The following is an 11,799-nucleotide window of genomic DNA, read 5'->3' on the forward strand; positions in this document are numbered from 1 at the left end:
GTTCCAAGCTAATAAGTATGCGAGAAGGTTTGCAACGCAAGAATGGCGAGTGGGAGAGAGTGAATGGCGGGCCGGCTTAGCGGAAAGGCGGCGCTGATTTCGGGCGGTGCAAGCGGCCTGGGAGAAGCGCAGGCAATGTTGTTCGCCAGGGAAGGTGCCAGCGTCCTCATTGGGGATTTGCAGACCGACAAGGGCGATGCCGTGGTGGAGAGCATCAAAGGCGAGGGCGGCGATGCGGCATTCGTGCATCTCGAGGTGACTGCTATGAACAGCTGGACCGCGGCTGTTGGAGAGGCAGTCTCGCGCTTCGGCAAGCTCACGACGCTGGTTAACAACGCCGGGGTCTTTCACCCGGGCGGCATCGTCGAGGAGACCAAGGAAGGCTGGGATCGCATGATTGCGATCAACCAAACCGGAGTGTTCCTGGGAATGAAGGCCGCGAGCGAGGCATTGCTCGCATCGGGGAACGGCGCGATCGTCAACATCAGCTCGCTTTTTGGCCTGATGGGCAGCCCGAACGCGATTTCATACCACGCCTCGAAAGCCGCCGTTCGGCTCATGGGCAAGGCCGGTGCTCTCGAATTTGCCAAGAAAGGCATCCGGGTGAACACGATCTTTCCCGGCCAGATCAAGACACCGATCCTTGGCGACATCTCTCCCGAACAGGACAAGGCTATCAAGGCGGCTATCCCGATGGGCGATGCGGGCGAGCCGATCGATGTGGCCTACGCCAGCCTTTATCTTGCATCGGACGAGGCGAAATATGTGTCGGGCGCGGAGATCTGGGTCGATGGCGCCTGGTATGCGGGACAATGACGGTGGCAACATGCCTTGGTAACACGGGACGGAACTGCTGATGGGCTGGGACTTTTCGACCGATCCCGAGTTCGAGGAGCAACTCGAATGGATGCGCGGTTTCGTCGCGGATGAGATCGAGCCGCTGGACCTCGTGTTTCGCGATCCCGGCGCTCATGTCGACCCGAAATCTCCGGCTGCGCGCGCCATGGCTCCGCTCAAGGAAGAGGTGAAACGGCGCGGCTTGTGGGCCTGCCATCTCGGTCCCGAACTTGGCGGAAAGGGTTTCGGCCAGCTCAAGCTTGGTCTCATGAACGAAGTCCTCGGGCGAAGCCGCTTCGCTCCGACTGTTTTTGGGACGCAGGCCCCGGACACCGGCAATGCCGAAATCCTCGCACGTTTCGGGACGCCTGAGCAGAAGGCCAAATACCTTCAGCCTCTCCTCGATGGTGAGATCGTCTCCTGCTATTCCATGACCGAGCCACAGGCAGGCTCCGATCCGGGCGAGTTCACATGCCAGGCGCGTCTCGACGGTGCCGATTGGGTGATCAACGGTGAGAAGTGGTTCGCGAGCCACGCCTGCATCGCCGAATTCCTGATCGTGATGGTCATCACCGACCCTTCGGTCGCCGTGCACCAGGGCTTGACAATGTTGATCGTTCCCCGCGACACGCCGGGATTGGAATTTGTGCGCAATACCGCGGTCGGACCGAAAGACGATATCGGCAGCGGGGTGCATGGCTATCTGCGTTTCACGGATTGTCGGGTACCCGAGGCGAGCAGACTCGGCCCGGTGGGCGAGGGCTTCAAGGTCGCGCAGTCGCGGCTCGGTGGCGGAAGGATCCATCACGCCATGCGCACCGTCGGCATGCTCAACAAGGCGATGGAATACATGAAGGAGCGTGTGGTCAGCCGTGTGACGAAGGGCGAACGTCTGGCCGACAAGCAGATGGTCCAGGAAAAGATCGCCGATAGCTACACGCAGATTCTCCAGTTCCGGCTGCACGTGCTCTATGCAGCCTGGCTGCTGGATCGCGACCGGACTTACACGCGCCCCGTGCGACGCGAGATCAGTGCCATCAAGGCCGCCATGCCGGGCGTGCTCAAGGATGTCGTCTATCGCGCGCTCCACCTCCACGGATCGCTCGGAATGTCGAACGAAACCCCGCTCATGGATATGTGGCAATACGTGCCCGAGATGGGGATCGTCGATGGCCCCACCGAGGTGCACAAGATCGCCGTGGCTAAAGACATCCTGCGCAATACGCAGCCATCGGACGGTCCATTCCCCAGCTACCATGTGCCGGCGCGGCTGGAAGCGGCACGCAGGAAGTTCGCCGCCTACATCGACTAGCAAATTCGTTCTCCGGGAGCAGCGCATGCCAGATTCAACCGACCGCGAGAGCCGGCTCGATCGGATAGAGAGCAGGTTCGCAATGCATGATCTGGTGAGCGATTACTGCCATGGCTTCGACAAGCGCAGCTGGGATCGCTTTGCGGCGATCTGGTGGCCCGATGCGATCTGGGACATCGGCCCTCCGTTCGGAAGCTTCGAGGGGATCGAGGGCATCGCGCATGTCACCAAGGACGTCCTGTGGGATGCCTGGCTCGCGTCGAGCCACTTCACCACCAATCTCGTCATTACCTTCGATGGGGCGGACATGGCCCGCGGGATGTGCGACGTGGACTGCATCGGCACTACGTCGGACGGCCAGGCGCAGACCGTTAGTGCGAGCTATTTCGACCGGTTCGAACGGCGCGGCGGCATTTGGAAAATCGCGCATCGCAAGGTGAAGATGCATCACTTCAATCCGCTGCCCGGCGTAACCCTATCTCCACCCGCATAGGAGCACTTATGGCCTTCTTCGAGACCGATGACGGCGGCCACGTCTACTTTGAGCACCACCGCGGGGAAAAGACACCCGTCGTGCTGATCCACGGCTGGGGCATGTCCGGTGAGTATTGGGCATCCGCCGTCGAGGCGGTTCAAGCCGAAGGCTTCGGTGCCATCGTCGTGGATCATCGCGGTTGCGGACGCTCCGACCGCGACTTTCCCGATATGTCGATCGATGCGATAGCCGCAGATGTCGCGGCGATTGTCCGGCAATGCGGAGTCAGCCGCATAGTACTCAACGGGTGGTCACTGGGTGCTGCGGTTGCCGTGGCTGCTGCCGATCTGCTGCGCGAACAGGTCGCGGGCATCATCCTCACCTGCGGCGCGTCGCCCCGCTATGTTCAAGGGGAGGACTTCCCGCATGGCGGGACGGCCGAGGATGTCCTCGGCATCGGCGCTGCCATTACTTCCGACAGGCCCAACTTCTTCCGTACCCTTGCCGAAGGCGCGTGTGGCGAAGGGGCGAGCGAAGCGCTGATCGCCTGGGTCGAACGAGGGTTTCTCGGTTCCGGGCCTAGAGCGAGTGAGACGCTTGCCGGCCTCGCCACGCTCGATCAGCGTGAATTGCTGTCGTCTTTCCCCGTCCCGGTCCTGTGCATCGGCGGAGCGAAGGATACGATTGCCGATCCGGCCATCGCCGGTTTCGCGGCCAAATGCGCCAGTAAGGGTACGCTGCTGACACTCGACACAGGCCACTCGCCCCAGCTCGAAGCTCCAACCTTGTACAATGACGCCCTGCTCGAATTTATGAGGAAGATAGCGTGACATCTTCAACGATCGACGACCTTGCCGAGCTGCTCGCCCCTCTGCGCACGCCGTTCGAATGTAAGTCCCTCAAGGCAGGCAATCGGTACTGCATGGCACCGATGTCGCGCTATTTTGCACCGGGAGGCGTGCTGACCGAAGAGGGTGCGGAGTATTATCGCCGGCGCGCCGCAGCGGGCATCGGTACCGTAATTACGGAAGGGACGGGCGTTGCCATCGACCACTGCGTTGCGGCCGATACCGTGCCGATATTTGACGGCGACAAAGCTCTCGCCGGTTGGCAGCGCGCGGTCGAAGCCGTGCATGCCGAAGGCGGCATGTTCGTGCCTCAGTTGTGGCACGTTGGCGGATGCATCGATTTCAATTTCCCGGATTCGCCGCACGCACCGCTGGTAAGTCCGTCCGGTTTCGCCGGACCGGACGTTGGCGGTGGCCGCGAAATGAGCGACGAGGATATCGCCGACACCGTGGCGGCATTCGCCAAATCGGCGCGTCATGCCAAGGACATGGGTTGTGACGCGATCGAGCTTCACGGCGCACATGGCTACCTCTTCGACCAGTTCTTCTGGGACAAGACCAACTTTCGCAAGGACCGGTACGGCGGCCCCGACATCTCGGACAGGACGACCTTCGCAGCCGAGGTCGTTGCGGCTTGCCGGGAGGCGGTGGGTGATGAATTCGCAATCATCCTCCGCGTCTCCCAGTGGAAAACCTACGACTACGAAGTGAAGCTGGCGAACGATCCGGATGAAATGCATCGCTGGCTCGATCCCCTGGCCAGTGCCGGAGTCGACATTTTCCACGCGTCGCAACGACGGTTCTGGGAACCCGAGTTCACCGGCGACGACCGTAACTTCGGCGGATGGATCAAGGAAGTGACTGGGAAACCGGTGATCACAGTGGGATCGATCGGCATGAACCGCGACCTCATGGAGGATTTCGTCGAGGGTACTTCCTCGCCAATGCTGAATCGCCTGGTCGACCTGATGAAAATGTTCGAAAGGGGCGATTTCGACCTTGTCGCGCTAGGTCGGGTCCTTCTTGCCGACCCCGACTGGCTGGAGAAAATCGAGCAGCGCCGGATCGATGAACTCAAACCCTACGATCGCGCAATCGCCCTGAAGCAATACGAGCATTCGTAGCGGATCGGGACATTCGCTTTCGATAGCCGATGGCTCGGAAGTGAACCCAGTTCGCCCCCCAAACTGAATCTCGGCGCTCCAATAGGTGCGGCTGCGCGGCGCGGATACCCGGGTGCAGAATGTCTCTAGTCGGATCGGCACCCCAATGGCCCTTCGGTGGGGGCGCATATCGAAGGCGAAATGCCTGCGAACGGCCCCCATGTTTCTGTCGAACCAGGAGTTCCCACGGGCAGCAGGCGCAGTTGCAGTATGCTCTTGCACTCGGCCTCCAGCGCAGTGGGAAAACGCTGCGTGGACGCTGGGTGGAGAAGCCTCTCCGGTTGCCGATGACGCTTCACGTATCGCCGAAGAGACACAGGCACCCCCGCTTACGACGTTTCAGGCGTCGTTCTCTCAATATGGGGAAGCGAACAACTCTATTAGCAGCACAGCACAGATTTCGGCGCGATCGAGCTGCCCGTTTTGGCCTTGACCGGTGCCGAAGATGGCATGTGGTCTCCGTGGGTAAGCGCCGTGCGCCCGTGATGGCTCACGCTCTGCACCGACACAGTCTTTATGCTATTGCTGGGCTCAATCAGCGGGATAGCCTCTGGCTGCTCGCCCTGCTGATCAGACGCGGGACTTTCCTAAGCAGGATTCGGGTCCGCCGTGGGCGACGTATACTTCATCTGAGACCTGGCGCTGGCTAGCCATTCTCGGGACTCACATTTTGCCGCGCGGATTTCGGGTGGCTCTTACTCGGCAAGCTGGTGGGCCGTGCGCTCGGCGATCTCCCGTGCTGCTGCCTGATCGGATGCGAGAACCAGGCAATCCAGACGACCAATCGCGAACTGACCGGGCGTTAAAATGACCAGGCCCCCCTTCTGCCCGGCGCGGAAGAGCAGTTTATCGCAGCGAGAGAGAACCTCGGCCAGATCGAGACCGATCAAGCGCTCGTCGCGATGGCTGAAGACGAGAAATCCGCGCGCCCGCCAGTCTCCTATGAGCCGGTTTGCCAGCGTCATCGGAAGCGACATTCCTCCCCATCGGCCATTGCATTCGACCCAATGCAGCTTCGCGGTCGTCTCGTCTTCTCCAATCACCACTGCATCGAAGCTGCAGCGTCCAAAAAACCCAAGACTTTGGAACAGAGTGGCAAGACACGCCGCCTCGTGGGCGAGTTTTGTCTGCAGCGCATAGCCGAACCCGCTTGGCATTCCGCCGATGAAACGCGCTGCGCTGCCTCTTGTCGCCTGATCGAAAACCGCTTCGACGATGGGCGGGCCTTCGGCGACGTGCGGAATCCACGATTGCACCGAAGGACTGCCGAGCAGCGGTCCTTCCCATGCCGTCAACTGCAGCGGGAACGGGTTGCGCCATCCTCGTTGCGCCATGAGATCCCGCAGACGCCCGGCGACGACGTTGGGAGAAAGGCCGGCATAGTCCTCGCTCGCCAACACCATATTTCCCAGCGACGCGGCGCTATGGGATAGCTTCAGACCGATTGCGCGATGCTGCGTCATGAAACGTCGCATATGGCCGACAAGCGCTGCCATTCCGTAGACGGAGCGATTTTCCGGAACGGCTTCCTTGCCTAGCAAACGCGCGGCCCAGCGCGCGAACCACAGCTTGTCATTAACCGCGCGAACCAGCTGTGGGTTGGGCCCGGCGACGAACACTGGAACGCCCGCGCGGTAGCCGATTTCAGCTGCGAGCAGCCAGATCGCGCCGGTCGTCATATACGGCAGGAGATTGAGCGCACCCGCCCTGCTGGCCGATGCTGCCGCGGCCTCGAGAAGCGTCCCGTCGGCGATACAGGCTCGCGCGAGCGACTGGATTGGATCGGCAATCGGAGGGGCGATAACTCTGAAATTGCCAAGTCCCAATACGTCGCGACAATAGGCTTCGAAAGCGGGCTCCCGCTCGCCATAGACCGCGAGCAGATCGCCATCGCCTGCCAGCAATGCCGCGCGATAGCTCAAGTGCTGGTCGGCACCGTGCTCATGCGCCAGCTGGATGCCGCTATGATCCTCGATCAGCAAAGATGGCGCGTCGACGAGACCCTGGCGGCAGTGCGGGCCGAACGGCGGCAGCCGGTCAAGGCGGGGCCGCTCGAGCAGGATATGGTGGGCGACATCTGCGATGCGTGCCTTCTCGTTCGAGTCGATTTTCGGCTCATAATCGCTGCGAAAGGTCAGCCCTGCCGCGTCCGCCGGCGGATTTTGGGATATGTCGGCGACATTCATCCCGCCGTTCCGTCGGGCGCCAGCGCCGTCCAGCGTGGGGCCTGTTCGCGCAGGTCCCTGAGCGCGGCGAGGAGTTCTGCCTGGCGCTCGCGAGGTATCCGGCCAAGCGCGCCGAAATGCTCCCCGCATTCGTCAGTGTGAACCTGCATGGTTTCGATCTGCGCCAAAAGTTCGGCACGTTCCGCCGCGCTCAATTCCTGGCCCGGGCCGATGCCTCCAAGTCTGACGATGGCCGCGAGCCCGCGTGCGTGCTCGTCCTCGAAGCGGTCCACTTCCCGGGCGCCGATGAGCTTGCGTAGCTCGGGATAGAAGTGGCTTTGCTCAAAGGCGATATGCGCGCCTGCGGCCAGATCGAGCCGCCGCGCAGCATCCGCCGCATCTTCATCCCGCGCACTGCGCAGCGCGGTCGCAATATCGTGCAAGCCACGCCCGAGCACTTCGTGGTCGTGGCGAAAATCGTCGAACAGTTTGCGCACCGGATCGGTCATGGCGCGTATCTCCGGGATATTGCGGATGGCGGGGATGCAGACCTTCGCAGAGGAGGCAGATCATGTGCCGCCTCTACGGATTTCATGCCACCGAACCGACCAAGGTCGAATGCACGCTGGTGCATGCGCAAAACGCGCTGATGGTTCAGAGCCGGGCTGACAGATCGGGCAAGAGCCATGCCAATGGCTGGGGCGTCGCGACGTTCGAGAATGGGCACCCCCAGATCGAAAAGCAGGCCTGGGCAGCCTATCATGGCGAACACTTCCAGCGCATGGCGGCGCGGATATACTCGAGACAGGTGCTGGCCCATGTCCGGCGTGCGACGGTCGGCGAGCCGGATTTTGCCAACACCCATCCCTTCGCGGACGACGGCTGGGCGTTTGCGCATAACGGCACGGTGCCCAATTTTACGCAGCTTCGTCCGTTGTTGATCGAGCGGCTTCCGAAGTCGCGCCATGCGCTGATCGCCGGCGAGACCGACAGCGAGCATGTCTTCCACCTGATCCGAGCGTGGCAGGTCGCGGAGCCCGAGCGCTCCGCTTTCGAGATCGTTCGCGACGTCGTCGGCTGGATCGTCGCGCGGAGCGTCGAAATCGATCCCGATGCCCGGATCGGCCTCAACATCATGCTCACCAACGGACGCGAGATGGTCGGTACCCGATATGGCCGACCGCTCCAGTTCGTTGAGCGCGACGGAGTCCATGACTGCGAGATCTGCGGCTTCCCCCATATCCACCACGATCCGCGTACCGACTACCGCGCGATCGTGCTTGCCTCTGAACCGATCAGCCACGAGGTTTGGCGCGACATTCCCGATCGCAGCATCTACCGCGTCGGCCCGGATTGCCGGATTTCGATCGAAATGCTCGATTTGGAGCGAGTTTGAACGCGACTCGGCCATTCTCTCGCAAGCGATAGGTCAGGCAGCTACATGGCTCACTAGGTAGACTCCCTCAGGAAGCGCCTGTTGCTGAAACATGCGGCGGGAGGCCTCGGACATTTACGGATAGGCACCCGACCGTTCGCCAGCGACGGCATATGACGATCACCACGATCGCTCACGGGATGAGTTTCAGGTGCCCCATTCGATTGCCATCGGTTCAATTGCGGAGACAGCCATCCGGCTCCACTGGAGCCTCATTCTCTTTTTCACGCTTCTTTGCCTGGCGGTGTTCTTCGCGAGCGGCGCAACGGCGGCACTTACGGTCGCGATTTTCTTGTGCCTGATATTTTCCTGTATCGTGCTGCACGAATTCGGCCACATACGAGTGGCGCGGCTTTTTGGCGTGCATACGCCCGAAGTGATGCTGCTGCCGATCGGGGGGCTTGCCAAGCTCCAGCGCATCCCGATTGAGCCGCAGCAAGAGCTCGCCATCGCGGTAGCCGGTCCGGCGGTGAATTTCGTGCTGTTCGGCATTCTCTCGCTGGTGCTCGGCCGGTGGCCGGAACTCGATGCATTGGCCCGGCTTGCCGAAGGCGAATTCAACCTGGTCGAACAGCTGGCGCTGTTCAATCTGGTGGTCGGACTTTTCAATCTGCTGCCCGCTTTCCCGATGGATGGCGGACGGATATTGCGGGCTGTGCTGACTTTCGTGATTACGCGGCACAAGGCGACCAGAATCGCCGCATGGGTCGGCCAGGGAGTTGCCATTGCGCTAGCCCTGCTGGGACTGATGAGCGGGAATTTCGTCCTGCTGGCGATCGGAATATTCATCTTTTTCGCCGCCCGGTCCGAGGCGAAAGTCGATATGGTTCGCCACGCGATCGGCGGAACGCCGGTGGCGGCCGTGATGGTCACCGATCAGCCCTGCCTCGGCGCATTCGATCCCGTGCTCACTGCCGCCGAAGCACTTTTGCATTCGGATTCGACCGAATTCCCGGTTGTAGATGACGAAGCTCGCCTTCTCGGGGTGGTCCTGCATCGCGAATTAATCGACGCGCTTGCGAAGGTGGGACCGGCAGCGACAATAGGCACTGTGATGCGAAGGGACATTCCCACACTGGTTCTTTACGACAGGGCCGAAAGCGCAGTCGAGCACCTGCAGAACGGCGCGCCTGCGGTGGCCGTCGTCGATTCCTCCGGGCGCTACTTGGGACTGGTCAACTGGCCCAACCTGCTCGAGAAGATGGCGCTCGAAAGTGCTCTCACCGGCCACCGCAAGGCGACCCGTGCCGGGCCGATTTGATCTGCTCGCTCCGCCTGCCGGTCGGCCTGTGACCAGGATTGCGTACAATTCCCGATGGTGCCGTCGCGGTTGTCGGACCAAGCTACCCCATCCCACTATGCAAATGACGAAAAAGCCATGCGAGACGACCCCATTCTCTTCGCACTCAACTCAAGCGAGGCCTTTGGCGAGAGCATCGCTCGGGGCCTCGGGATACCGCTTGCAGCACATGAGGAGCGCGAATTCGAGGGCGGCGAGCACAAGGCGCGGCCCCTCGCCGAGGTCGGCGGGCGCGAGGTCTATATTGTGCACAGCCTGCACGGCGAACCGGGGGCGAGCGCCAACGACAAGCTCATCCGATTACTGTTCTTCATCGGCGCCTTGAAGGATGCAGGCGCAGCCCAAGTGACCGCTATCGTGCCCTATCTTGCCTACAGCCGGAAGGATCGCCGGACCAAACCGCGCGATCCGGTCAGCTCGCGCTACGTCGCAGGATTGTTCGAGAGCCTGGGCACCGATCGCATCCTTACGATAGAGGCGCACAATATCAGCGCTTTCGAGAACGCCTTTCGCACCGGCCGTCCCGAACATCTTGCTCTCGCGCGCCTGTTTGCCCGCCATCTCGCAACCCGCCTTGGCGACGGTCCGGTGGCCGTCGTCTCACCCGATGCTGGCGGCAATAAGCGGGCCGAATTGTTGCGCCACGAGCTCGAAGCTTCCCTTGGCCGACCGATCGGGAAGGCGATCATGGACAAGCACCGCAGCAAAGGCGTTGTCTCGGGCCACTATTTCGCCGGCGACGTTGCCGGAGCGGTCGCAATCATCGTCGATGACCTCATCAGCAGCGGCGGCACGATCCTGCGCGCTTGCAAGGCCGCCCGCGAGGCCGGCGCGGCCGATGTCCTGGCGATTGCCGCGCATGGAATGTTCACCCTCGATTCGCCGCTCTTTTCCGACGAGCAGGGCCCCGACACCGTAATCGTGACCGACACTATCCCGCTCGCCTCCGAGCTTGCCGACGAAGCGCGAGCCAAGATCGAAGTGCTCGAGGCGGCCCCGCTGGTGGCCAGCGTGATCGAACGGCTCCACTCGGGCGAGCCGGTGAGCGAATTGCTGCCTTACGACTGACGGATTTAAGCGTGGCTGGCCTCGGGCAGATTCGCTGCCGCCATGCGCAGATAGCTGCGCGCCCGGCGCGGCCAGCGTTCGGGCGTGCGCGGGGCTTCGTCGCGCAGGTGATCGATCGAAAGCCGTGCGCGCAACGATGCCCGGTAGCAACGGTAGAAGCGCAGCAGGCGCTGCGGTGGCCGGTCATCGAGTTCGGACGACAGCAGATCCACGAGTGCCGGTGCAATCCACGGAGCACCCAGCATGGCGCATTCCATCCCGAGAAAGGCAATCTCGTCGAAGGGATCGCACCACCTCAGCCGCTCGTCGAATTCCAGCCGGTCTATAAGCAGTACCGGAGGCCCGGGATAGACATGTTCGGGTTTCAGATCGCCATGACCATCGACGATCCGACCTTCCCCCACACGAGATGCGATAAGGCCCTCATCGCATTTCATGAACCGCTTGAGAGCCGCAAGCGGTGGATCGACCAACTCCGTGGGCAGGTCGAAGATCGGGTCGGTCAAGCTTGCTGCGACATGCCCGATCCGTTGGTTCCACCGGTCGATCATCTGGTCGCACGAGATCGCGGGCCGGCGCTGCTCGCGGTAGAAGCGGCCAAGGGCCTTGCATACCGGCTCGAGATCGGAAGGATGCACCGCATCGCGGGCGATCAGGCGATCGAGCGCCTGCTCTTCATCAAGCCGTCGCAGCACTACAAGCCAATCGACAGGCGTCCCCGGACCACCCAGGTCGAGCGTGCCGTTGTCGCTGCGCGCGACCGGGGTGACCCTAAGATAGACGCCCGGCGCGAGAATCTGGTTGATCCTGAGTTCCGCCTCGCAACTCCTCCGACGCTCCTCGAGCGGCCGGAAATCGAGCCCGCTCAGCTTCACTGGCCGTTTGAGCTTGTAGACCTCTTGCCCGGCGAGGAAGACCAGCGACATGTGCGTTTCCTTGACCTCGACCTGGGCCAGGCCGGGATCGTAGGTCTGCGGGTTTGCGAGCAAGTCGACCACTTCTGCAAGGTGGGCTGCGGCCAGGCCGCCAGCGATCTCGGCGCGTTTGACGATATGCGACAATGCGTCCGGGCGTTTCTGCTCCCGCGCCCTGCAAACGACGACATCGGCGGGCGGTCGTTGGTCGACCATGGTACTTCGATTCTTGGACAAAGCTGGCACAATCCTCGCGCAAGCCACTCGTTCAAGCGTCAAACT

General features: G+C 62.0%; 11 protein-coding genes. 8 read left to right on the forward strand and 3 right to left on the reverse strand.

The genetic code is table 11. The annotated features are described in order from the left end of the window. The first annotated feature begins 63 nt into the window (after window positions 1–63). The 5 genes from ACQY4G_RS07385 to ACQY4G_RS07405 are packed head-to-tail and all read left to right on the forward strand — an operon-like array spanning window position 64 to window position 4,596. Window positions 64–816 (forward strand): glucose 1-dehydrogenase, encoded by a 753-nt coding sequence (locus tag ACQY4G_RS07385; protein WP_421989889.1) that lies wholly within the window; start codon window positions 64–66, stop codon window positions 814–816. A 40-nt stretch (window positions 817–856) separates the two neighbouring features. Then, on the forward strand, window positions 857–2,149 hold the full coding sequence (locus ACQY4G_RS07390) for an acyl-CoA dehydrogenase family protein (protein WP_421989891.1): 1,293 nt from the start codon (window positions 857–859) through the stop codon (window positions 2,147–2,149). Between the two features lie 25 nt (window positions 2,150–2,174). Beyond that, window positions 2,175–2,642, forward strand: coding sequence for a nuclear transport factor 2 family protein (locus ACQY4G_RS07395; RefSeq protein WP_421989893.1), 468 nt, complete (start codon window positions 2,175–2,177; stop codon window positions 2,640–2,642). A gap of 8 nt (window positions 2,643–2,650) precedes the next feature. Continuing rightward, window positions 2,651–3,454: an alpha/beta fold hydrolase gene (locus ACQY4G_RS07400; protein WP_421989895.1), complete on the forward strand. Its 804-nt coding sequence runs from the start codon at window positions 2,651–2,653 to the stop codon at window positions 3,452–3,454. After that, window positions 3,451–4,596 (forward strand): 12-oxophytodienoate reductase, encoded by a 1,146-nt coding sequence (locus ACQY4G_RS07405; protein ID WP_421989896.1) that lies wholly within the window; start codon window positions 3,451–3,453, stop codon window positions 4,594–4,596. The genes ACQY4G_RS07400 and ACQY4G_RS07405 overlap by 4 nt, the downstream gene beginning before the upstream one ends. A gap of 734 nt (window positions 4,597–5,330) precedes the next feature. Here the strand turns inward: ACQY4G_RS07405 and ACQY4G_RS07410 are convergent. Together ACQY4G_RS07410 and ACQY4G_RS07415 are read right to left on the reverse strand one after the other, a co-directional pair. Further along, the gene (locus tag ACQY4G_RS07410) at window positions 5,331–6,821 is read right to left on the reverse strand and encodes a hypothetical protein (protein WP_421989898.1); all 1,491 of its coding nucleotides are present in this window, start codon (window positions 6,819–6,821) and stop codon (window positions 5,331–5,333) included. Further along, on the reverse strand, window positions 6,818–7,309 hold the full coding sequence (locus ACQY4G_RS07415) for a hemerythrin domain-containing protein (protein ID WP_421989900.1): 492 nt from the start codon (window positions 7,307–7,309) through the stop codon (window positions 6,818–6,820). Before ACQY4G_RS07415 ends, ACQY4G_RS07410 begins: the two co-directional genes overlap by 4 nt. A gap of 62 nt (window positions 7,310–7,371) precedes the next feature. Between ACQY4G_RS07415 and ACQY4G_RS07420 the strand changes: the two genes are divergently transcribed. The 3 genes from ACQY4G_RS07420 (at window position 7,372) to ACQY4G_RS07430 (ending at window position 10,603) form a co-directional block, all read left to right on the forward strand. Beyond that, window positions 7,372–8,196, forward strand: coding sequence for a class II glutamine amidotransferase (locus ACQY4G_RS07420; protein ID WP_421989902.1), 825 nt, complete (start codon window positions 7,372–7,374; stop codon window positions 8,194–8,196). Window positions 8,197–8,386: 190 nt separating this feature from the next. After that, on the forward strand, window positions 8,387–9,496 hold the full coding sequence (locus tag ACQY4G_RS07425) for a site-2 protease family protein (RefSeq protein ID WP_421989904.1): 1,110 nt from the start codon (window positions 8,387–8,389) through the stop codon (window positions 9,494–9,496). A 117-nt stretch (window positions 9,497–9,613) separates the two neighbouring features. Further along, window positions 9,614–10,603, forward strand: a complete 990-nt coding sequence (locus ACQY4G_RS07430; RefSeq protein WP_421989906.1) for a ribose-phosphate diphosphokinase — start codon at window positions 9,614–9,616, stop codon at window positions 10,601–10,603. Between the two features lie 5 nt (window positions 10,604–10,608). Here the strand turns inward: ACQY4G_RS07430 and ACQY4G_RS07435 are convergent, their stop codons facing one another. Then, window positions 10,609–11,664: a hypothetical protein gene (locus tag ACQY4G_RS07435; RefSeq protein ID WP_421989908.1), complete on the reverse strand. Its 1,056-nt coding sequence runs from the start codon at window positions 11,662–11,664 to the stop codon at window positions 10,609–10,611. Window positions 11,665–11,799: the final 135 nt, after the last annotated feature.

Source organism: Qipengyuania sp. (genome assembly GCF_965277845.1).
Lineage (GTDB): Bacteria > Pseudomonadota > Alphaproteobacteria > Sphingomonadales > Sphingomonadaceae > Qipengyuania.

What these genes read in the sequence shown, in the direction of transcription:
- ACQY4G_RS07385 (WP_421989889.1), top strand. Translation starts at nt 64, where the DNA reads ATGGCGGGCCGGCTTAGCGGAAAGGCGGCGCTGATTTCGGGCGGTGCA.
- ACQY4G_RS07400 (WP_421989895.1), top strand. Translation starts at nt 2,651, where the DNA reads ATGGCCTTCTTCGAGACCGATGACGGCGGCCACGTCTACTTTGAGCAC.
- ACQY4G_RS07420 (WP_421989902.1), top strand. Translation starts at nt 7,372, where the DNA reads ATGTGCCGCCTCTACGGATTTCATGCCACCGAACCGACCAAGGTCGAA.
- ACQY4G_RS07430 (WP_421989906.1), top strand. Translation starts at nt 9,614, where the DNA reads ATGCGAGACGACCCCATTCTCTTCGCACTCAACTCAAGCGAGGCCTTT.
- ACQY4G_RS07410 (WP_421989898.1), bottom strand. Translation starts at nt 6,821, where the DNA reads ATGAATGTCGCCGACATATCCCAAAATCCGCCGGCGGACGCGGCAGGG.
- ACQY4G_RS07395 (WP_421989893.1), top strand. Translation starts at nt 2,175, where the DNA reads ATGCCAGATTCAACCGACCGCGAGAGCCGGCTCGATCGGATAGAGAGC.
- ACQY4G_RS07415 (WP_421989900.1), bottom strand. Translation starts at nt 7,309, where the DNA reads ATGACCGATCCGGTGCGCAAACTGTTCGACGATTTTCGCCACGACCAC.
- ACQY4G_RS07390 (WP_421989891.1), top strand. Translation starts at nt 857, where the DNA reads ATGGGCTGGGACTTTTCGACCGATCCCGAGTTCGAGGAGCAACTCGAA.